The organism is Rhizobium sp. FG96, from assembly GCF_057808655.1.
Map to the genome: position 1 here is coordinate 118,324 of NZ_JBMDIL010000017.1, position 20,243 is coordinate 138,566.

Annotated in this window: 18 protein-coding genes; 8 read left to right on the plus strand and 10 right to left on the minus strand. The window is 58.0% G+C overall.

What is annotated here, in order from left to right:
- The first annotated feature begins 49 nt into the window (after positions 1 to 49).
- From ACODR6_RS27815 to ACODR6_RS27840, 6 genes are all read left to right on the plus strand, one after another.
- Positions 50 to 1,552 (plus strand): aldehyde dehydrogenase family protein, encoded by a 1,503-nt coding sequence (locus ACODR6_RS27815; RefSeq protein ID WP_489025580.1) that lies wholly within the window; start codon positions 50 to 52, stop codon positions 1,550 to 1,552.
- Positions 1,549 to 3,351 (plus strand): thiamine pyrophosphate-binding protein, encoded by a 1,803-nt coding sequence (locus ACODR6_RS27820; RefSeq protein WP_489025582.1) that lies wholly within the window; start codon positions 1,549 to 1,551, stop codon positions 3,349 to 3,351. The genes ACODR6_RS27815 and ACODR6_RS27820 overlap by 4 nt, the downstream gene beginning before the upstream one ends.
- Positions 3,348 to 4,205, plus strand: a complete 858-nt coding sequence (locus tag ACODR6_RS27825; RefSeq protein WP_489025584.1) for an ABC transporter ATP-binding protein — start codon at positions 3,348 to 3,350, stop codon at positions 4,203 to 4,205. Before ACODR6_RS27820 ends, ACODR6_RS27825 begins: the two co-directional genes overlap by 4 nt.
- On the plus strand, positions 4,202 to 4,972 hold the full coding sequence (locus ACODR6_RS27830) for an ABC transporter permease (protein ID WP_489025586.1): 771 nt from the start codon (positions 4,202 to 4,204) through the stop codon (positions 4,970 to 4,972). Before ACODR6_RS27825 ends, ACODR6_RS27830 begins: the two co-directional genes overlap by 4 nt.
- Positions 4,951 to 5,751 carry an ABC transporter permease gene (locus ACODR6_RS27835; protein ID WP_489025588.1) on the plus strand — a complete coding sequence of 267 codons (801 nt, stop codon included), beginning with the start codon at positions 4,951 to 4,953 and terminating at the stop codon, positions 5,749 to 5,751. The genes ACODR6_RS27830 and ACODR6_RS27835 overlap by 22 nt, the downstream gene beginning before the upstream one ends.
- 131 nt (positions 5,752 to 5,882) lie before the next feature.
- The gene (locus ACODR6_RS27840; protein ID WP_489025590.1) at positions 5,883 to 6,860 is read left to right on the plus strand and encodes an ABC transporter substrate-binding protein; all 978 of its coding nucleotides are present in this window, start codon (positions 5,883 to 5,885) and stop codon (positions 6,858 to 6,860) included.
- 337 nt (positions 6,861 to 7,197) lie between these two features.
- On the opposite strand, the gene ACODR6_RS27845 is transcribed toward ACODR6_RS27840, so the two are convergent.
- The 9 genes from ACODR6_RS27845 to ACODR6_RS27885 form a co-directional block, all read right to left on the minus strand.
- The gene (locus ACODR6_RS27845; protein WP_489025592.1) at positions 7,198 to 7,386 is read right to left on the minus strand and encodes a tautomerase family protein; all 189 of its coding nucleotides are present in this window, start codon (positions 7,384 to 7,386) and stop codon (positions 7,198 to 7,200) included.
- Between the two features lie 80 nt (positions 7,387 to 7,466).
- Complete coding sequence (locus ACODR6_RS27850) at positions 7,467 to 8,900, minus strand: NAD(P)(+) transhydrogenase (Re/Si-specific) subunit beta (protein ID WP_489025594.1); 1,434 nt, start codon at positions 8,898 to 8,900, stop codon at positions 7,467 to 7,469.
- 20 nt (positions 8,901 to 8,920) lie between these two features.
- Positions 8,921 to 10,489 carry a Re/Si-specific NAD(P)(+) transhydrogenase subunit alpha gene (locus tag ACODR6_RS27855; RefSeq protein ID WP_489025651.1) on the minus strand — a complete coding sequence of 523 codons (1,569 nt, stop codon included), beginning with the start codon at positions 10,487 to 10,489 and terminating at the stop codon, positions 8,921 to 8,923.
- 285 nt (positions 10,490 to 10,774) lie between these two features.
- Positions 10,775 to 11,737 carry an ABC transporter substrate-binding protein gene (locus tag ACODR6_RS27860; RefSeq protein WP_489025596.1) on the minus strand — a complete coding sequence of 321 codons (963 nt, stop codon included), beginning with the start codon at positions 11,735 to 11,737 and terminating at the stop codon, positions 10,775 to 10,777.
- A 47-nt stretch (positions 11,738 to 11,784) separates the two neighbouring features.
- Positions 11,785 to 12,564, minus strand: a complete 780-nt coding sequence (locus ACODR6_RS27865; protein ID WP_489025598.1) for an ABC transporter permease — start codon at positions 12,562 to 12,564, stop codon at positions 11,785 to 11,787.
- Positions 12,561 to 13,340 (minus strand): ABC transporter ATP-binding protein, encoded by a 780-nt coding sequence (locus ACODR6_RS27870; protein ID WP_489025600.1) that lies wholly within the window; start codon positions 13,338 to 13,340, stop codon positions 12,561 to 12,563. The genes ACODR6_RS27865 and ACODR6_RS27870 overlap by 4 nt, the downstream gene beginning before the upstream one ends.
- 3 nt (positions 13,341 to 13,343) lie before the next feature.
- Positions 13,344 to 13,853 carry a cupin domain-containing protein gene (locus ACODR6_RS27875; protein ID WP_489025602.1) on the minus strand — a complete coding sequence of 170 codons (510 nt, stop codon included), beginning with the start codon at positions 13,851 to 13,853 and terminating at the stop codon, positions 13,344 to 13,346.
- A gap of 8 nt (positions 13,854 to 13,861) precedes the next feature.
- Complete coding sequence (locus ACODR6_RS27880) at positions 13,862 to 15,085, minus strand: M24 family metallopeptidase (RefSeq protein ID WP_489025604.1); 1,224 nt, start codon at positions 15,083 to 15,085, stop codon at positions 13,862 to 13,864.
- A 21-nt stretch (positions 15,086 to 15,106) separates the two neighbouring features.
- The gene (locus ACODR6_RS27885; RefSeq protein ID WP_489025606.1) at positions 15,107 to 16,078 is read right to left on the minus strand and encodes an NAD-dependent epimerase/dehydratase family protein; all 972 of its coding nucleotides are present in this window, start codon (positions 16,076 to 16,078) and stop codon (positions 15,107 to 15,109) included.
- 204 nt (positions 16,079 to 16,282) lie between these two features.
- Here ACODR6_RS27885 and ACODR6_RS27890 point away from each other — a divergent pair, with 204 nt between their 5' ends.
- Together ACODR6_RS27890 and ACODR6_RS27895 are read left to right on the plus strand one after the other, a co-directional pair.
- On the plus strand, positions 16,283 to 18,178 hold the full coding sequence (locus ACODR6_RS27890; protein ID WP_489025608.1) for a methyl-accepting chemotaxis protein: 1,896 nt from the start codon (positions 16,283 to 16,285) through the stop codon (positions 18,176 to 18,178).
- A gap of 288 nt (positions 18,179 to 18,466) precedes the next feature.
- Positions 18,467 to 19,180, plus strand: coding sequence for a TetR/AcrR family transcriptional regulator (locus ACODR6_RS27895; RefSeq protein WP_489025611.1), 714 nt, complete (start codon positions 18,467 to 18,469; stop codon positions 19,178 to 19,180).
- 274 nt (positions 19,181 to 19,454) lie between these two features.
- Here the strand turns inward: ACODR6_RS27895 and ACODR6_RS27900 are convergent, their stop codons facing one another.
- The gene (locus tag ACODR6_RS27900) at positions 19,455 to 20,123 is read right to left on the minus strand and encodes a dienelactone hydrolase family protein (RefSeq protein WP_489025613.1); all 669 of its coding nucleotides are present in this window, start codon (positions 20,121 to 20,123) and stop codon (positions 19,455 to 19,457) included.
- Between the last annotated feature and the right edge of the window lie 120 nt (positions 20,124 to 20,243).

Sequence of the window (20,243 nt, forward strand, 5' to 3'; positions counted from 1 at the left end):
ACGGATGCGCCCGCGTTGAGAGCTTGCGCAATATGATGGAGGAAACGCGATGAACGAGAGAGTGGAAGCCCAGTCCGATACCGTCGAACTGATCCTGCCAACCAAAACCGGCCTCTATTATGGTGGCCAGTGGCACGAGGCATTGGATAAGCGTAGGGCAGAGGTCTACAGTCCGTCTACAGACAAGCTGCTCGGCAGCGTCGCCGACGCGGCGGCGGAAGATGTAGATGCTGCGGTGAATGCGGCCAAGAAAGGCTTCGAGGAGTGGCGCAAGGTCGCGCCGTTGGAGCGTGCGAAGATTCTCAAGGCGATGGCCGAAGTCTTGCGTCGCAATGGCCGGGAACTCGCGATGCTGGACGCGGCAGACGGAGGCAGTCCCTATACGGAGATGCTCGGCGACGTAATGGCAGCTGTCGCGTCAATGGAGTTTTTTGCCGGTTTGGTCACCGAGATGAAGGGCAATTCCATCCCCATTGGCCCAAATGCCGTGAACTTCTCTGTTCGTGAACCGCGCGGCGTGGTCGCACGCATCATTCCATTCAACCACCCCTTCATGTTTTGCGCAGGCAAGTCGGCCGCTCCGCTTGCAGCGGGCAATTCGGTGATCATCAAGCCGCCGGAACAGGCGCCGCTTTCGTCGCTCCGGCTGGCGGAACTCATCGGTGGCCTGCTTCCGCCTGGCGTCTTCAACGTGCTCCCCGGCGGCCGTGAGGCCGGCGCGGCGCTCAGCAGTCACACCGACGTCAACATGGTCGCGTTGATCGGCAGCGTTCCGACCGGTCGCGCGGTGATGAAGGCCGCAGCGGAAACGATCAAGCCGGTCTTGCTGGAACTAGGCGGCAAGAATGCGCTGATCGCCTTTGCGGATGCGGATCCGGAAGAGGTCGCGACAGCTGTTGTTGGCGGAATGAACTTCACTTGGTGCGGGCAATCCTGCGGATCCACCAGCCGTGCCTTCCTCCATGACGACATCCACGACGCCGTCGTCGCCAAGCTTGCGGAACGGGCGGCGCGCTTCAAGCCCGGCATTCCCACGGATCCATCGACGACGATGGGCGCCCTCGCCAGCAAGGTCCAGCACGAGCGGGTCATGCGTTATATCGAGACCGCCAAAGCCGAGGGAGCTCGGGTCGTCTGCGGGGGCAAGCGGCCTTCGGCGCCGGAACTTGCAGACGGCAATTTCGTCGAACCGACCATCTTCGCTGACGTCACAATGGACATGACCATCGCACGGGAGGAAATCTTCGGGCCGGTCTTGTCCGTACTGCGCTGGAACGATGAAGCCTCCATGATCGAACAGGTTAACAAGCCGGAATATGGCCTGACCTGCTCGATATGGACTGACGACCTTACGACGGCGCATCGAACCGCGCGCCAGGTGCAAGCCGGTTACATCTGGATCAATGAGACCAGCAAGCATTTCCTAGGCTCCCCTTTTGGCGGCTTCAAGCAGTCGGGACTTGGACGTGAAGAGTGCTTGGAGGAGTTGATCGCCTTTACGCAGGAAAAGAATATCCATATCAATCTGAACCGGGGGCGTACCCCGCGATGAACGATATCACAACCACCACCGTTCCAGCGGGCTCTCTCTTGGGCGACATCGAGCAGCCCTCGAGGCTGCTCCCCACAGGCGACGCACTTTTTGGCAGCGATGTTATCGCCGAAACACTGCGATCGCTGGATATTCCCTTCATCGCGCTCAATCCAGGCGCCAGCTATCGGGGTTTGCACGACAGTCTCGTCAACCATCTCGGCAACGTTAGTCCGCAGATGCTCCTCTGCCTCCACGAGGAACACGCCGTCGCGATCGCCCAGGGCTGGGCGAAGGTGACAGGCAAGCCCATGCTGGTCTGCGTGCATTCGAATGTAGGCCTGTTCCACGCAACCATGGCGATTTTCAACGCCTGGTGCGACCGGATGCCGATGATTGTGCTCGGGGCGACAGGCCCGGTCGATGCGGCCAAGCGCCGTCCCTGGATCGAGTGGATACACACGGCGCAAGACCAGGGGGCCATCGTCCGGCCCTATGTAAAATGGGACGCGCAGCCAGCATCCCCAACGGCCGCCCGGGAAGCGCTGCTGCGCGGGGCGTGGCTCGCAAAGACGGCGCCACAAGGTCCGGTCTATATCAATCTCGATGCCGGGATGCAGGAGGAACGGCTAATCGCGCCTCTCGAGCCCATCGACCCCACGCGCTATATCCCGGACGTTGCCGCATCGGCTTCGGGCGGTCAGATCGCCCAACTCGCGCGCTTGCTTGGAGACGCCCGGGACGCCGTCTTCCTCATGGGACGCGTCAGCCGCAGTGAGGAGGGCTGGGCGCAGCGCGTTGCGCTGGCTGAGCGGTTCGGCGCGCAGGTGGTGACGGATCTTAAGATCGGCGCCGCTTTTCCCACCGACCATCCGCTGCACGTCGGCAGTCCCGGCGTTTTCCCTCTGCCCGAGGCGATGAATGCGATTGCGAAGGCCGATCTTATCGTTAGCTTTGACTGGGTCGATCTTGCCGGGACATTGCGGATGGCCTGTAAAGGCGCCCCCGCGGCAAAGGTCGTTCAGGTTTCCCTTGATCATGTCTTGCATAACGGCTGGAGCGCCGACCACCAGGGCTTGCCGCCCGTCGATCTGTTCCTGGCAGCTGAACCTGACGTCGTGGTTTCGAGCCTGATCTCGACGCTCGATGCGATCGACGTATCCGTTTTGCCTGCTACGGTACCCGCGCCTCCTGCCAACGTCGAAGGGCAGATAACCGTTCCTGATATGGCCGCGGTTCTGCGTCAGGTGGTCGCCGATAGGCCTGTATCGCTGCTTCACCTTCCATTGTCCTGGGACGGCGCATCCTGGCCCTTGCGGCATCCGCTCGATTTCCTCGGCTCGGATGGCGGCGGGGGCCTTGGTGCGGGGCCAGGCATCGCGGTCGGCGCGGCCTTAGCGTTACGCGGTTCCGGCCGACTGCCGATCGCGATATGCGGCGACGGCGATTTCCTGATGGGCGCGACGGCTCTATGGACGGCAACGCACTACCGCATTCCGGCCCTGTTCGTGATCGCCAACAACCAATCCTTCTTCAACGATGAAGTGCACCAGGAACGCGTGGCTCGTATCCGCGACCGTCCCGTCGCAAACAAGTGGATCGGCATGCGGATGACTGACCCCGAGATCGATATCGCCGCAATGGCGAGGGCTCAGGGAGCAATCGGGTTTGGCCCTGTGGAATCAATGGATCAGCTTGAGGACGTCTTCAGGCAAGCCGTCGAGGCGGTCGAGCGCGGCGGTGTTGCAGTCGTCGATGTAAGGGTTGCCACGGGTTATACACCGGCTATGGCCAGCTCTCTGACGAGGGCAGAGCCATGATGATTGAAACAAAGCTTTCCTCCACGGCTGAACCTTCGGATGCTCCCAAGTTTTCAGGACCGCCACCCCTGACTGTCGAGAACGTCACAAAGCGCTTCGGCGATGGTCCGAATGCACTGACGGCCGTCGATTCGGTGTCTTTCACGTTGGCACCCGGAGAGTTTGTGTCGGTCATTGGCCCGTCCGGGTGCGGGAAGTCCACACTTTTCCATGTGATCGGAGGGTTGACGAATGCCACCGAAGGGAGCGTTCGTGTGGAGAACGACACGATCAACGGGCCGCATCCGGCCATCGGTATCGTGTTCCAGGAGGAATCGACTTTTCCCTGGCGCAACGTCATTGACAACGTTGCCTTCCCGCTCGAACTGCGGGGCGTGGGGAAGCAGGAACGCCATGCCGCTGCCTCGCGTTACATTGACATGGTTGGGCTCTACGGCTTCGAAAAGCGCCTACCGTCTGAACTGTCCGGCGGTATGCGTCAACGCGTCTCCATTGCCCGTACGCTTGCAGCAAAGCCGCGCATACTGCTGATGGACGAGCCTTTCGCTGCACTGGACGAACAGACTCGCCTGCTGCTCGGAGACAAGGTGCTGCAGATCCAGCAAGACCTTCAGCAGACGTCTCTTCTCATTACGCATTCGATAACAGAAGCGGTGCAGCTTTCCGACCGAATCCTCGTCATGAGCTATCGGCCAGGCCGCATAAAACGTGTTGTGAACGTTAATCTTCCGCGCCCGCGAACTTCCGACGTTGTCAGCAGTCCGGAGTTCGGCGCGATCGTGGCGGATATCTGGGCGGATCTCCGGGAGGAGGCCACGCGTGGGTTGTCCGATTCGGAACGGGGGCGTAAATGAAGCGCCTTTCCAACGTGGAACATTCAATCCCGGCCGCGCTGCTGGGAATTGGAACGATGGCAGGTGCATTGGCGATTGCTCAGGGATTGATCCTAAGCGAGGTCCTCAGCTCCTATATAGTTCCACTGCCAACGGATGTTCTTGCAAGTTTCTGGCGCGTCGTAACGGAAGAGGGGGTCGCTGGTCGCTTCCTTCTGACCGTTGGCGAAACCCTTGCCGCCAGCACGCTCATTCTTCTTGTCGGCGTGCCAGTAGGTCTCTTGCTCTTCCGGTTCAAAAAATTGCGATTGGCGTTCGAACCCTGGCTGGCGGTCCTGGCGGCTGCACCGCTCGTGCTTGCGTATCCTCTTTTTCTTGTGCTCTTCGGGCGGAGTTCACTCACCATCATCATAATCGGCTTTTTCGCCGGCGTGGCGCCGGTGGCGCTCAAGACTATTGAAGGATTCGCTTCGACTCGCCGTGTTCTGATCGATGTTGGTCGCAGTTTCAGGCTGACGCCGGCCCAGGAATTCCGCCAGATCCTCATGCCAGCGGCACTGCCGCAGATTTTCGTCGGCCTACGGCTGGGGCTGATCTTCTGCCTGATCAATATAGTTGGCGTCGAATTCCTGATCAATCTCGGCGGGCTCGGCCAACTCATCAACGATCTTGCCGAGCGTTACGATCTGCCCGGTACCTATGCCGCTATCTGCTTCGTCGTGTTCGTCAGTGTTCTCTTCTTCGCTATTCTCGACAGGGGTGAAAAATGGCTGCAACGACGCGGATAGTTCTCGTTCCGGCACGTATCAATGTCAGCGTTGCGGTCATTCGCCTAATCGCCGCGGGGATGCTGCTCGCAATCTGGCAGGCACTTGCTTTCTCCGGTCTGTTCTTCCGTGACGTGGTGCCGCCGCTCCAGACCGTCGCGTCCGGTCTTATCGCCGTTTTCACGGACGGGAATTTCTACATCAACCTTGCTGTTACGGGCTTCGAGTTCGGCCTGGCGCTGATCATCGGCGGGATCGTCGGCTTGCTTGTCGGAGTGCTGCTCGGCCGCAACGCGCTTCTATCGCAGGCCTATGAGAGCTGGCTCAGCTATCTCGGACCAACACCGAAGATTATTCTGTTTCCGGTAATGATCATGATGTTCGGTGTCGGTAGCGGCTCGAAGATCGCCATGGGCGCCATCGCGTGCTTTTTTCCCATCGCCATTAGTGTCGCGTCGGGCATGCGGGGCGTCGATCCAACGTTTCAGCGTGTTGGGCGTTCGCTCCAGGCCAACGCCTGGCAAATGTTCTTCAAGATTGAGTTGCCCGCCATGGTCGCCCCCCTGGTCAACGGCTTCCGACTTGGATTTGGCGTCGCCATCATCAGCGTGCTACTCGCCGAAACAAAGCTTTCAAACCAGGGTATCGGCTTCATGATCATCAACGCCTACACGCGGTTCGACATGCCGCAGATGTACGCACTGCTCATCGTCACGATTACCTTCGCAGCGGTTGTCAACGCAAGCGCTGAGCGCATTGCCAAACGTTTCGGCGGTAACCCATCCGAGCGGAGGACCTAGCCCTTCGGAAATCTGCTCGACTTCCGTGACGGCAAAGACAGAGGAGGTGTCACGGATGGTAATCGGCAAGTCTGATGAATTAGTTCAACACCCACAGCTTGCGTATATCAGTTTAACAGGGAGGAAAGTAAATGAACCGTCGTGATGTATTACGCCTGATTGGCGCGACAGTGCCTGCCATCGTCTTAAGCACCAACCCGGTTTGGGGCGCCGAGGAGAAGTTCAAAGTTGCCATCGGCCAACGCGGGAACTGGGAAAATTCGATCTGTGAACTGGGTCAGAACGCTGGCTTCTTCAAAAAACACGGCATTACCCTCGAGTTGCTTTACACAGAAGGTGGAGGGCAAACGCAACAAGCTGTGATCGCCGGAAGCGTCGATATCGGCATCGGCGTCGGAACCTTTGGCGTGCTGGGTGCCTTCTCCAAGGGCGCGCCTGTGCGGATCATCGGTTCAGGGATGATCGGTGCTCACGATTTGTATTGGTATGCTAAGGCAGGCGGCCCCATCAAGACGATGAAGGATGCGGCCGGCAAGACGGTCGCCTATTCGACCAATGGCTCGTCAAGCAACCTTGTCGTGCTGGGACTCGAGAAAAACCTCGGCATCGAGTTCAAGCCCACGGCGACTGGCGGCCCGGCTGCAACCTTCACTCAGGTCATGTCTGGTCAGATCGATGTTGGCTGGAGCTCACCGCCCTTTGGTGTCAAGGACGTCGATGCCGGTCGCATTCAGATCGTCGCGCGAGGGAGCGACGTGCCTAGCTTCGCCGACGAGTCGGTGCGTGTAACGATCGCCAATGCCGCCTCCCTGGAGAAGCGGGCGGAGGCCTATGGTCGGTTCATGAAAGCTTATCGAGAGACGCTGGAGTGGCTCTACGCCGATCCAGCCGCACTCGATGCCTACGGGGTCTGGGCCGGCGTCGAGCCCGTACTGGCGAAACGGGTGCGAGACGAATTCTACCCGAAGAAAAACCTTGATCCGGATAAGGTCAACGGTCTCGACAAGCTGATGGTCGATGCAGTGACCTATAAATACCTCCCCGCGCCCCTTGATCCCGAGCAGGTTAAAAAACTGGTCGTAGCTGGAACCGGAACGCTTGCACCGTAGCTCAACGATTTGGCAAGTACTCCGCTCCGGCGTCGCTGCCTACAATTGCCGCAGCCTTTGATGGCCGCGGCAACAATGCCCTACCTTCTTCAGATTGAGGCCAGCATTAAGCAATTTCATTTGAATGGATTTCGCACCAGCTCGGGCAGGCGGACAGCGTCGCCTGCCGCACGATAGAAATGTTCGAAGCATTTGGTTGCCGACCGTGTCCTCAAGGAGGCTTAAGGGCCAACGAGACTTCCTTCTGGAAGCTTGACGAGGCCAATCGTGACAGCATCGTCCGCAGATCGAACGGCCGCAAGAGAGGTCTTCGGTCCGGCCCCGATGATCGCTCTGCTCAAAGATCGCCTGCGACGAACTGAGCTGTTCCAAGTCCAAAGGACCAGTCGTCGTCTGAGTTCTCGGTGAAGGAGATCATGGTGTCCGACGACTGGATGTCACAGTGTTTCTTCAGGTCGCTGCAGAGGTTCCGGTATAGTGCCAGCTTTGCCTCGCGCATACGAGGACGCGACACGACTTCAAGCATTGGGGCATTGCTTCTAAGATTCTAATTCGTCTATTCGCGTATTGTTAGAGCAGGCCACCAAATGCTTTTCGCGGCCGCGATTAACCCATCTTGAATAGCAGTTCAGACACAGACATCTTGGCGTCGCCATAGAACATGCGAGTATTTTCCTTGAAGAATAGCGGGTTCTCGATGCCCGAATAGCCGGTGCCCTGGCCGCGCTTGGAGACGAACACCTGCTTGGCCTTCCAAACCTCTAGAACCGGCATACCGGCGATCGGCGAGTTGGGGTCTTCCTGTGCGGCCGGATTGACGATGTCGTTGGAGCCGATGACGATCACGACGTCGGTCTCGTGGAAGTCATCGTTGATCTCGTCCATCTCGAGCACGATGTCATAGGGCACCTTGGCTTCGGCCAGCAGCACGTTCATGTGGCCCGGCAGACGGCCGGCCACCGGATGGATGGCAAAGCGGACACTTTTGCCGGCAGCGCGCAGCTTGCGGGTGAGTTCGGAAACAGCTTGTTGAGCCTGAGCCACCGCCATGCCGTAGCCAGGCACGATAATGACGCTGTCGGCATCGTTGAGAGCAGCTGCCACGCCATCAGCATCGATGGCGATCTGCTCGCCGATGATCTCCATCTGCGGGCCGCTGGTCGTGCCGAAGCCGCCGAGGATGACCGAGACGAAGGAGCGGTTCATTGCCTTGCACATGATGTAGGAAAGAATCGCTCCGGAGGAGCCGACCAGGGCGCCGGTGACGATCAACAGGTCATTACCGAGCGAAAAGCCGATCGCGGTTGCGGCCCAGCCGGAATAGCTGTTTAGGATCGACACCACGACCGGCATGTCGGCGCCGCCGATGCCCATGATCAGGTGATAGCCGATGAAGGAGGCGAGCAGCAGCATCAGGACAAGCGTCCAGGCGCCTTCGCCATTGACATACATCATGAGTAGGATCAGCGAACAGATCGCCGCACCGGCATTGAGGAAATGCCCGCCCGGTAGCTTTTTCGCCTTGCCGTCCACCTTTCCTGCAAGCTTGCCGAAGGCAATGACGGAGCCAGTGAAGGTGACCGCACCGATGAAGACACCGAGGAACACCTCGACATTCATGATCGTAAGCTCCACCGGCGTCTTATGGGCAAGGATGCCCGCAAAGCCGTCTAATGCTGCGCGGGCCGCCTCATGCAGGTCAGCGACGCGGGCCGCCTCGACATGGGCATTGAAGCCGATGAACACGGCGGCGAGACCGACGAAGGAATGAAGTGCGGCGACCAGCTGCGGCATCTCGGTCATCTGCACACGTGAGGCGAGGTAATAACCGAGCACGGAACCGCCGGCGATCATCAGAAGAATGACGAACCAATTGCCGACCCCAGGTCCAAAGATGGTTGCGACCGCGGCAAGCCCCATGCCGACGATGCCGTACCAGACGGCGCGCTTGGCGTTTTCCTGACCTGACAGGCCCCCGAGCGACAGGATGAAGAGAACTGCAGCGGCGATATAGGCGGCTGAGACGATACCAACGTTCATTTTTGAAATTCCTTAGCGGCTCAAGACTTCTGGAACATGGCGAGCATGCGCCGTGTCACGAGGAAGCCGCCGACAATGTTGATGGTGGCAATCAGCACGGACAGTGCCGCGAGTGTAATCACCAGCCAGCTCCCGGAGCCAATCTGCAGGACCGCGCCCAGGATGACGATACCGGAGACGGCATTGGTCACCGCCATCAGCGGCGTGTGCAGCGAATGCGATACGTTCCAGATCACTTGGAAGCCGACGAAGCACGCCAGCACGAAGACGACGAAATGGCTCATGAAGCTTGCCGGCGCGAATGCCCCGGCGAGAAGCAAAAGCGCAGTGCCGCCAGCGAGCAGCATCCCCTGATTCTTCGTCTGCGCTTTGAAAGCGGCCAACTCTTGTACCCGCTTCTCCTCCGGCGTCAGTTCCTTCGCCTTCTCCTTCGGCTTCTGTGCCGCGATTGCCTTGATCTTGGGCGGTGGCGGCGGATAGGTGATCTCACCCTGGTATGCAACGGTCGCGCCGCGGATGACATCGTCTTCCATATTGTGGACGAGCTGACCGTCCTTCCCCGGCGTCAGGTCTGCCAGCATGTGGCGGATATTCGTCGCGTAAAGCGTCGAGGCTTGGGCCGCCATGCGGCTCGGAAAATCCGTATAGCCGATGATGATGACGCCATTGTCGGACACGACGCGCTGATCGGCGATAGTCAGATCGCAATTGCCGCCGCGCTCGGCCGCGAGGTCGACGATCACCGAACCGGGCTTCATCACCGCAACCATGTCGGCGAGCCAGAGCTTCGGCGCATCTCGGCCGGGGATTAGCGCCGTGGTGATGACAATGTCGATCTCAGGGGCGAGTTCGCGGAACTTTTCAAGCTGTTTCTCTCGGAACTCCGGCGACGAGGGTGTAGCATAACCGCCGGTGGCGGCATCATTCTGTTGCTCATCGAAGTCGAGATAGACGAACTCGGCGCCCATGCTCTCGATCTGCTCGGCCACCTCTGGCCGAACATCGAAGGCATAGGTCATGGCGCCTAGCGAGGTGGCCGTGCCAATCGCCGCAAGACCGGCGACGCCGGCGCCGATCACCAGCACCTTGGCCGGCGGCACCTTGCCAGCGGCCGTCACCTGGCCGGTGAAAAAACGCCCGAAATTATTACCTGCCTCGATTACTGCCCGGTAGCCGGCGATATTGGCCATCGACGACAACGCGTCCATCTTCTGAGCCCGCGAGATGCGCGGCACCATGTCCATGGCGATGACATTGGCGCCGCTTTCCATCACCAGATCGAGAAGCTCAGGGTTCTGCGCCGGGTAAAAGAAAGATATCAGCGTCTTTGCGGAGGCGAGATACCTCGCCTCCGCTGCACTCGGCGGTCGAACCTTCACAATGACGTCGGACGCATATAACGCCGTTGTTTCAGTAACGACCGTGACGCCTACCGCACGATAGGCGTCGTCCGAGAAACCCGCCGCCTCGCCCGCACCCGTTTCGACAAGACAACTGTAGCCGAGGCGCTGCAGCTGTTGAGCGCTTTCGGGTGTCATTGCCACCCTCGACTCCTTAGGATGACACTCTTTAAGAGCTCCAATTCTCAGTACCACTTCCAGCCCTCTCCCACCTTGTCGTGTTGCCACGCAGAACATGATTTCACGTTGACTGTCCTGATGCAGCTGTCGCAAAGCCCGCGTTCACCATGGCCCCGACCGCTAGCCAACTGTCATTCAAAGGCCAAGCGTTCGCAGTTGCCATTTAACGTCCCGACGCTGGCCACTTCCGCAAGCTTCGGTGACAAGTGTAGATCGGCAGCTCAGCGGTCGGAACGTTGATCAGGACTTGCGACTACGGTCGACCAAGGGCCGCCCGTAGTCTCTCGTAGGGACCTACTTCCCGCCTTCACGCGCCATGGGCGCAACCACGTCTTCGTAGGGGAAGGCATTCGGCATGGTCTTCATGTCGACGGATATCTTCTGCGTCTGATCGATATTCGCGCGCGTAAAGCGGCCGTCCTGCGAGTAGGTTTTCTCCAACCGCGCAAGCGCCCCTTCGAGCACCTTAATATCGGTATTTGGGAAGCTTTTTTTAGCGATCTCCAACGTCTGCGGTTTGTCGCCGTGTATAATTTTCAAAGATTCCGCTAACGCATCAAATACCGCCTTCGCTTCCTCCGGCGATTTGTCAACAAAGGCCTTGCTGGTCGACAAGGGCGACGACGAAAAAGCGTCAAGCTGCTGCGGCACGTCAACCAACGTATCCGCAAGACCTTGCTGGGTTCCGATGGTGACGAAAGGCTCAAACAGCATGGCGGCGTCGGCCTGCTTGCTTTTCAGGGCCCCCAGCAACTCACCGCCGCCGCCGACGGAAACGAAACTTAGGTCCTTGTCTGGATCCAGCCCCGCCTCTTTTGCGAAATACCTTGCAAGGTTAGAAGTCAGCGATCCTGGGCTGGTAACCGCAACCGTTTTGCCTTTGAGTTCGGCAACCGATTTCAGCCCAAGTTCTTTGCGCGAGATAAGAGCAAAAGTGACTCGTGACATTTGTGCAAAGAACAACTCGATGTCTACGCCGCGGGCACGCATCAAGCCTACCTCCGGGAACCCGATCGCAACAATGTCAACCTCGCCAGCAAGATACGCTTTCATCGCTTCTCCGCCGCCGCGGCCGGTGATCACATCGACTTCAACGCCATGTTTTTTGAAGAGGCCCTTCTCCTGGGCGATGTAAATTGGCAGGGAATCCAGCGAGGCAACCGGCAGCAAAATCTTCACTGGTTCAGCCTCGGCGGACGACGACCATAATGCTCCCAGCACAAGGCTGATTGCGGTAACAGCTCTAAAGTTCATCATTGCACTTCCTCCCGTTGTAGTCGTTGCTCTCCTCAGCAACGTGGTTGTCATTTTTGGTCTGAGAACTTGTGTGGTACCAACAGGCGTCCCAATACATCGACCCCGAAACTGAGGACTGCAGCAAAGATGGCGATTGTGATGATACCTAGATAAAGGGTAGGGGTGTCCAAGGTCCCTGAAGCATATAGGATCATGTGGCCAAGGCCTGCGCGTGAGGCAATAAACTCGCCGATGATCGTCCCTATTAGAGCGAGACCCGAACCAATCTTCAGTCCAGTGTAAACGCTCGGCAATGACGAAGGCACGATTACCTTCCAAAAGATCTGGAGGCGACTTGCACCCATGACTTTGAGGGCGTTGACGAATGTCGCGTCGAGCCGCAGCGACGCGGTGTAGACTGGGATAAACATCGCGAAGAAGACAATGTATATGCTGATGCCGATCTTCGACGCTAGACCAAGGCCGAGCCACAGAATGAATAGTGGCGCAATCACGATTACCGGAATACCGTTGAGCGTCATCAGAAATGGCTCAATGATGCTCGACACGATGCGCTGTTGAGGCAAGATTAAGCCAGCTGCCATGCCGAGTAACGAGCCCGCTACTAGACCGAGCATTGTCTCGAAAACGGTGATACCAAGGTTCGGCAGGAATGAGCCATTCGTCCACTGGATTTGCAGTGCGGCGTAGATATCGCTGGGGCTAGAGAAGAAAAGCTGACTCATCATACCGTAGCGGACGCCAAGCTCGGTCCCGATCAGGATGAGCGCCAGCACGAATAGCCGACCAGCAATGACAAGCGCGTGGTGCGTAGTCGTGGTATTCATGTCTTCGCTCCCATGCCCGTGACGCTGATATCCAAAGCATTCCAGATGCGCTCGTAGAATTCGGAGAAGCCCGGCATTGTAAGCGCGGCAGCAACGCTTTCCGCCTGGCGGCTAAAGGGTACCTCGTATATTTCCTTCACAGTTGCTGGCCGCCGGGTGAGGACGACGACCCGGTCGGCCATCGCCAAGGCCTCGGAAATGTCGTGCGTGACGATCAGCATGGATCGGCGGCCGGCGCGGCAGATCTTGACGACATCATTCTGGATGACAACGCGCGTCTGAGCGTCGAGCGCCGCGAATGGTTCGTCCAGTAACAACACCGTCGGCTCAATTGCCAGCATCTGCGCCAGAGCTGCGCGCTTCTGCATACCGCCCGAGAGGGCGTGCGGATACTTCCGCTCGAAGCCGCCCAAACCGTACTGGGCCATTAAGGCTGTGGCGCGCTGCCGGCGAGCCGCTTTCGGCTCGCCGCGAATTTCAAGGCCGAGTTCGACATTCTCAACGACCGATCGCCAAGGAAGCAGCGTTGTCTGTTGAAACAACATTCCAAGCCGAGGGTCGGATCCTTTCACGACCTTGCCGTCGATGAGCGCCTCACCGGCGCTCGGCTTTCGTAGACCGGTAGCAAGGCTAAGCAGAGTTGATTTGCCGCAGCCGCTAGGCCCGATGACCGCGACAATCTCATCTTCACGGCACTCAAACGATACATTTTTCAGTACGTCGATCGTGCTGCCTCGTCCGCCGAATGAGAAGCTGATGTTCCGAAATTCGAGCATAGCCTAACCTGCGTTGGCTGCGCCCAACACCGGCTTGCCGATGTCGAGCGGTTTTGCATCAATGAGAACGAACGCCACGCGGGCCCGTGCCTTACTGCGGTTCGCCCAGGCATGATTTGTCCCGCGCTGCACCATGACATCGCCGGTCTTCATCTTCACCGTCGAGTCGTCCATATCCATCTCGATCTCGCCTTCCAGCACGATGACGTAGTCGACGCTCTCGGTTCTATGGAGGTATGGCTTGTTGTCCGGCGGAAAATCAATAATGGCGAAACGGCTTCCGCATGGGGGAGGCGCGGTACCCATGATCCGGGCGCCCATGTCTTCGATTGCGGTGCCGGCAGGAATTTCCGCCGGGGCGCAATCGGTCGACCAGATTAGGGTCGATACGGTTCCTGGAGACGGGTATTTGGCATTTGCGGCCGCGCCATCGATGAGCACCTTGGCGACATTACCTTCATGACCGGTAATGATGCGGCGGATCGGCGGATAGTCGGGCTTGATCTGGGTCATATCAGCGGTCACACTTCGATGGTCTGGAAATCTGTGGGATATTCGTGCAAGCGACGGGCACCGTTTTCGGTGATCACGACCGTCTCAGCGAAAACGCAACCCGTTTTGCCATCGTGGAATTTCGGATCGTACAGATCGATGTTGAAGGCGAAAACCATTCCCGGTCGGAATTCATCGCCGAGCTTCTTGAGCGCTGCCTGATCTGCCTGCATGGCATGATGACGATATCGCGGATACTCTAGCGATGCCAGTCCGTGGCCGTGGATGCCCGTCTCGCAGATGCCAAGGCCCTGGGCATGGATAACGTCACGCACCGAGTCCATTGCGACGGAAATGGGTCGGCCTGGTCCGAAGTTCTTCATGCCCTCCTCATATGCCGCGAGGCAGCCCTCGTAGATGCGGTGCTGTTCATCAGTCGCCGCACCGAGCGAAAACGTACGCTCGACGTGCGTGTAGTAGCCACCGATCTTGGGATGGATTTCGCAAATGATTACGTCGCCGCGGTCCATCGTTCGCGTCGTCGGCAGGCGGAACGGATGCGGGTAAGGCAGCGGATCGCACGCCCATAAGAATAGCGTCGGCTCTTCGCCTCCGTTGGCGAGCATGGTCTCCATCATGCCGCCATATACGGCCGATTCCCTGATGCCGGGCCGCGCGATGTCGCGGCAGGTTGTCAACATAAGGTCACCCAGACCGGCCGCACGAGCCAGGAGTTGAAGCTCCTCATCGCTTTTTACGGTGCGCATCATCTCCATCATATCATCGAGATTGACGAACTCAGCCTTGGGAGCAAGCTCCCTGAGGCGAGTATAGACGCTGTGTGGCAACCAGCCGTCTGGATCAAGTGGACCTGCCAGCCCGTCCATGCCAATACGGCTATTGGTCAGCCCCAGCTCCTTAAGCCGGTCGATGACGCTGTCGGCCCAGGTGCCACGCTTTGGGCGGACGTCGGAAATCCAATCCTGCGCCGCCCGCCAACCATCGATGAACGTCGGCATCATCACGAACGATGTCGGTTCGCCCTTGAGCGGAAAAACGAGAATGTTGAACTCGGCATTTCCACCGATAGGCGACAGATAGCGCGCGTTCGCCGTGCAGAAATCCCATATCGCCGGCCAGCCCCATAACACCAGGCAATCGAGGCCCCGTGCCTCCATTTCCCTTCGGGCTAGCGCCCAACGGCGGTCTCTCTCGGCCAGTGACAGCCGCACTAGTTCCAATTTCTCACGCATTGCGCTCTCCTCCCGTTTTACTCAGATGCCCTGCGCCTGCATGCGCTCGAGACTATTGACGTAGTCGTCCACCGCGCGCTCGACGTCATATTCAGGCCGGAAGCCCAATTCGTCACGGGCGCGGCTGACGTCGTAAACACCGTGCGGCGGAAAAGGCATGCCAAAGAAATTATCACCCGGACCGATTTCGATCTGTGCGCCTGGAATGCGTTTGCGGACTATGCCAGCGATATCAATCAGGCCCATTCCCTCACCGCTGCCTATATTATAGACGCGACTTGGCACCTTCTCCGCCACGGTCGCCAAATAAATCGCGAGAGCGGTGTCCTTGTTGTAGATGAAGTCGTCCACGGCTTCAGCTCCATATGGGTGCACGAAGGGTATGCCATGGAACGGGCTTTCGACGATCTGGCTTGTAACGCCCATCTTGCCATGCCGCGCAGTCTTGCCCGGACCGTAGGTGGTTGCGAAGCGTAGTATCGCCGCGTCCACGCCGAAATTGTTGGCATAGTAGAGCATCGTCTGCTCGGCCATCAGCTTGGCGCTGTCATAGATGCGCTGCGGATTTTTCGGCATGTCCTCAGGTATCGGCTTGTAGTGCGGTGCTCCATACTCGCCAAGGATCGGACCGTAGACACCCTTTGCGCTGGTATAGACGACGCGCTTTACGTCAAATAGGCGCGCGGCTTCGAGCACGTTGACCGTACCCATGACATTGACCTGGATGCTCAGCGCTGGATTGGCGGCCGAGACCGCACCAACAAAGGCGGCAGCATGAACAATGTGAGTGATCTTGTGCTGCTTTATTACTCCCAGGAGCCGCGGCATGTCCAAGATGTCGCCGGCTTCGAAGTCAATCCTGTCGGCGATGTCACCAATTAGCCGGTCTTCGCGATGTCGAGCAAAAACGACCGGACGATGTCCCTCGAGCACAAACTTTCGGCTCGTTTCCGCGCCGATAACACCCATACCCCCAGTGATGAGAACCCGCATTTTCCTCCTCCTCACACTTAATTAACTCTCTCGTGAGTTAATCACGACGGCAGGCGTGAGTCAATGGCAGTTTGACATCAGATCATCAGGATGGCTGCTGCAGCGACCACCACCCGAATGAATCGGGCTTAAGCGTGCAATTTCGACATTTTCTCCGGGAGCCGCCAGCACAGGCAGGTCCGGGCTCAGATTCGAGGGGTCTCAATGTCTTTCCTAAAGAATATGAATATCCGCGTGAAAATACTTTCAATTATGGTTCCACTCTGTGTGGTAGGCTTAGGTGGCGCTGGATTTATGGCCTACGGCTTCAAAGAGGCGGCGACCCGCTACTCCGCCTTTCTTGCGACAGACAGCATGGCGGCGGGTCTGACATCGCGCTCTGTCTCTTCGATGGTCAACGTGCTCTACAGTGCTTACCAAATGATGGCTTACGACAGCACCTCTCGTCACTTTGCGAACATCAACAAAACCTACGCATCGAATAGAGCCGCAGCTGTTGATCGACTGAAAAATGCAGCCGCTTTGACTCCGGAAAACGCCGCGGCACTCGCTGAATTTGCGAAGAGAGCCGAGGGCATTTTCGCGATGACCGATAAGGCAATTGATTTAGATGCAAAGGGGCAGACAAATGATGGAATAAAGCTCCTGGCTGAGGCCGATCCCATCGTTGACAAGTGGCGTGATGATCTACGCGTTTACTACAACGCACGCTTGGCTGAGCTCGACACGAAAAGTAATGAGTTGACCGACCAGACAAACGGAACAATTTTGATCACTTTAAGCTTTATAGCTGCTTTCTTCGTTGCCGGTATCGTGACAGCTTTCCTTGTCGCATCGAAAGGGATTACCGCTCCGATTGCGCGGTTGTGCGAGCGAATGACCTCTCTGGCAGCAGGCGACACCGCGACAGAAATTGGCGGCATTGAACGTCAAGACGAAGTCGGCCAAATGGCCAAAGCAGTGCAGGTATTCCGTGAGAACGCGATCGAGCGTATCCAGCTTGAACAGGAGACCGAGGCCACTCGCTCGATGAGCGAGAAGGAACGCGTCGAGCGCGAAAGACAGAAGGCAGAGGAAGCTGCCGATGTACAGTTCGCCGTAGATAGTCTTGCCGCCGGTCTTTCGAAGCTGTCGGAAGGTGACGTGTCACACCGTATCACGGAGCCTTTTAGTGCCAGCCTTGACCCGGTTCGCAGTGACTTTAACCAGTCAGCGAATAAACTTCAGGCAGCTCTGAACAGCGTGGCACTGAACGCGCGTGGGATCGACGCCAGCGCCATTGAGATCCGATCGGCTGCCGACGATCTTGCCAAACGCACGGAACAGCAGGCGGCGGCTGTCGAGGAAACCGCTGCTGCCTTGGAGGAAATCACCATGACGGTGAAGGACAGTACAAAGCGCGCGCAGGAAGCGGGCCAACTTGTGGGCCGTGCCAAGGCCGGCGCAGAGCAGTCCGGCGAGATCGTGCGCCAAGCTGTTCGTGCCATGGAACAGATTGCAAAATCGGCTAACCAGATTTCCAACATTATCGGCGTCATTGATGAGATCGCGTTCCAAACCAATCTACTTGCATTGAATGCCGGGGTTGAAGCTGCGCGCGCTGGCGAAGCTGGTAAGGGCTTTGCCGTCGTCGCGCAGGAAGTGCGCGAGCTTGCCCAGCGTTCGGCAAATGCTGCCAAAGAAATCAAGGCGCTGATCACCACGTCCAACATCCAGGTGCAGCAGGGCGTTCAGCTAGTCGGAGACACCGGACAGGCACTGAAGACTATCGTCGCTGAGGTTCAGGAAATCAACCGGCACATTTTAGCTCTCGTGGTGTCGGCACAAGAGCAGTCCGACGGACTGCAGCAAATTAACACGGCCGTCAATCACATAGACCGCGACACGCAAAACAATGCGGCCATGGTCGAAGAATCGACCGCCGCTAGTCATAGCCTTGCGAAGGAAGTTGTTTCCCTCAATCAGCTTCTCGCGCAGTTCAAGCTAGTCGAGGGCGGGCATGCCGCGTCCGTCTGGCCAGCCGACAACGCCGCTCGTCCTGTCGAGTCTCCGGCTCGGATCCTGGGTCGCAAGATCGCCTCCGCCTTCTCTACGTCATGACCGTATGGCTAACCGTCATCTCGATGTAGGTGAGAATTTGACAGAGCCGCCCGATGCGAAGCATACTGACGATATGTGCAGCCTTGATCCCGAACGTGAGCAACGGGCGGTCAAAGTCACCGCATTTTCAGATGCTTTACTACGGCGCCACCTTCAACCACTGCGCGGCCCGCCTCGTTTGGCCCACCTGCCGTGCTAAATCACAAGTCCGACGAACAAGAACTTCTCATGCCGCTTGTCAAATCTGGATGCCAGCGGCAAAAGGATGGTTCCCAACCGGAGATTCCAATGTCGGTCCGCAAGCCACTTCCTTCATTGAAAAAATTGGCCGAACCTGCAGGTCTCAAGGGGGCAGGGGGGCGCAGCGGGTCCCCACGTGCGCGTGTCAACGTTCGCGACGCGGCCGCGACCCGACAGCGTATCCTTGATGCGGCAATGGAGGAATTCGCGGCCAATGGGCTGGATGCGGCACGCGTTGAAGACATAGCGGAAAAGGCCGGCGCTAATCGGCGCATGGCATACTACTATTTCGAGAGCAAAGAGGGGCTCTACCTAGCGGCTCTCGAACGCGCCTATCTTGAGCTCGTCGAAGTTGAAGAAGCTATTAACGTCGAATCTCTGAAGCCCCTGGAGGCGATTGAAGCGCTCGTTGCAGCCAAGTTCGAGCATTACGTGCGATATCCTCACTACATTGAATTCGTAAAAATGGAGAACCTGTACAAAGCGCGTCACCTAAAGACCTCTCGGCGCATTGCGGATATGCATGCTCCACTTATAAGGATTATCCAGCGTGTGCTCGATCGCGGCGAGGCACTCGGCGCAATTCGGAAGGGGGTGGATCCGCTTGATCTTTACCTCTCGATTTGCGCGCTCGGCTTCTTCGTCTTTTCGAATAGGCACACGCTTAACGTGATCTTCGACTCGGATGTGACTAACCCGAAAGCTCTGGCACGCCGGCGCACGTTGATTGTCGAAATGATTACATCATACCTAACGCCTTGAATCGTGGGCAATAAGCTGCGCTTGACAACTAGGTGCTCGAATGATCCGGCGCACGAATGAGTTGATTCTGCGCGCTGGGTACCGTGCTTGAGTAGACGGCCTCCAAGGGAAACGAGGAGTGGAGGCTCTTGAAGAAAATCCGGCTTTCTCCGGCTCTTTCTGCGTCTATTGGACCGCTGTCAGGCGCAAACGTATTTGTCAGTCGGAGCGGTGGAGGCTATGCCCCCGCCCACCGATACAGCGCCTCGTTTCACGGACGGTAGCGCAAGATTCATCAGCTCAGATTTTTGGCTAAGAAGGCCAAAGTCCGGTCCAGTGCTTGAGCGGCGCTCAATTCGTCATATGAACTGCGGGCATCGCAATTGAACCCGTGGCCCGCGGCGTAGGTATGAACCGGCACGTGCGGCAGCGCAGTTTTGATGGTATCTACGTCGCTCATCGGAATGAAGTCGTCGTGTTCGCCAAAATGCAGCATTAGCGGCACTCTTGGCTTGTGATCGAGAGATTTAATAATATTGCCACCGTAATAGCCGACAGCCGCTGCGACGCCGTCAATCGAACTGGCGGCCGCATAGGCTAGCGATCCTCCCCAGCAATAACCGACGACACCGACCTGGCCGTGTTCGGCTGCGGCGTTCACGGCTGCGGCAACATCGAGCATGGTCTTGTCGTGATCCACCTGTCCGACCAAAGCGGCGGCGGCCGGGTAGTCTTCCGCGGTATAACCGAGTTCTGTTCCAGGTTTGACGCGGTCAAACAACGCCGGCGCTATCACCAGGTAACCCTCAGCCGCAAAGCGGTCCGCGACGCGGCGAATATGCGCGTTGACGCCGAAGATCTCCTGCAGCACTACCAAGGCTCCCTTCGGTCTTCCAGCCGGCTCGACGCAATAGGCATTGATGGTAGCCCCGTCAGCGGCAGTTAGATTCATTACACGGTTCATGATCTGATCTTTCGTTGTTGTTGGAGAGGACTATGGGAGAATACCCGTTAGCGGCGCGTTTGCTGGCGGGAATCCAGTGCACCGAACCCTGGAAACAAATCCCGCGAGGTTCGCTGACAG

Bases quoted from the DNA above. Each gene is read 5' to 3' on its own strand.
- ACODR6_RS27815 (WP_489025580.1), top strand. From the start codon at position 50: ATGAACGAGAGAGTGGAAGCCCAGTCCGATACCGTCGAACTGATCCTG.
- ACODR6_RS27820 (WP_489025582.1), top strand. From the start codon at position 1,549: ATGAACGATATCACAACCACCACCGTTCCAGCGGGCTCTCTCTTGGGC.
- ACODR6_RS27825 (WP_489025584.1), top strand. From the start codon at position 3,348: ATGATGATTGAAACAAAGCTTTCCTCCACGGCTGAACCTTCGGATGCT.
- ACODR6_RS27830 (WP_489025586.1), top strand. From the start codon at position 4,202: ATGAAGCGCCTTTCCAACGTGGAACATTCAATCCCGGCCGCGCTGCTG.
- ACODR6_RS27835 (WP_489025588.1), top strand. From the start codon at position 4,951: ATGGCTGCAACGACGCGGATAGTTCTCGTTCCGGCACGTATCAATGTC.
- ACODR6_RS27840 (WP_489025590.1), top strand. From the start codon at position 5,883: ATGAACCGTCGTGATGTATTACGCCTGATTGGCGCGACAGTGCCTGCC.
- ACODR6_RS27845 (WP_489025592.1), bottom strand. From the start codon at position 7,386: ATGCTTGAAGTCGTGTCGCGTCCTCGTATGCGCGAGGCAAAGCTGGCA.
- ACODR6_RS27850 (WP_489025594.1), bottom strand. From the start codon at position 8,900: ATGAACGTTGGTATCGTCTCAGCCGCCTATATCGCCGCTGCAGTTCTC.
- ACODR6_RS27860 (WP_489025596.1), bottom strand. From the start codon at position 11,737: ATGATGAACTTTAGAGCTGTTACCGCAATCAGCCTTGTGCTGGGAGCA.
- ACODR6_RS27865 (WP_489025598.1), bottom strand. From the start codon at position 12,564: ATGAATACCACGACTACGCACCACGCGCTTGTCATTGCTGGTCGGCTA.
- ACODR6_RS27870 (WP_489025600.1), bottom strand. From the start codon at position 13,340: ATGCTCGAATTTCGGAACATCAGCTTCTCATTCGGCGGACGAGGCAGC.
- ACODR6_RS27875 (WP_489025602.1), bottom strand. From the start codon at position 13,853: ATGACCCAGATCAAGCCCGACTATCCGCCGATCCGCCGCATCATTACC.
- ACODR6_RS27880 (WP_489025604.1), bottom strand. From the start codon at position 15,085: ATGCGTGAGAAATTGGAACTAGTGCGGCTGTCACTGGCCGAGAGAGAC.
- ACODR6_RS27885 (WP_489025606.1), bottom strand. From the start codon at position 16,078: ATGCGGGTTCTCATCACTGGGGGTATGGGTGTTATCGGCGCGGAAACG.
- ACODR6_RS27890 (WP_489025608.1), top strand. From the start codon at position 16,283: ATGTCTTTCCTAAAGAATATGAATATCCGCGTGAAAATACTTTCAATT.
- ACODR6_RS27895 (WP_489025611.1), top strand. From the start codon at position 18,467: ATGTCGGTCCGCAAGCCACTTCCTTCATTGAAAAAATTGGCCGAACCT.
- ACODR6_RS27900 (WP_489025613.1), bottom strand. From the start codon at position 20,123: ATGAACCGTGTAATGAATCTAACTGCCGCTGACGGGGCTACCATCAAT.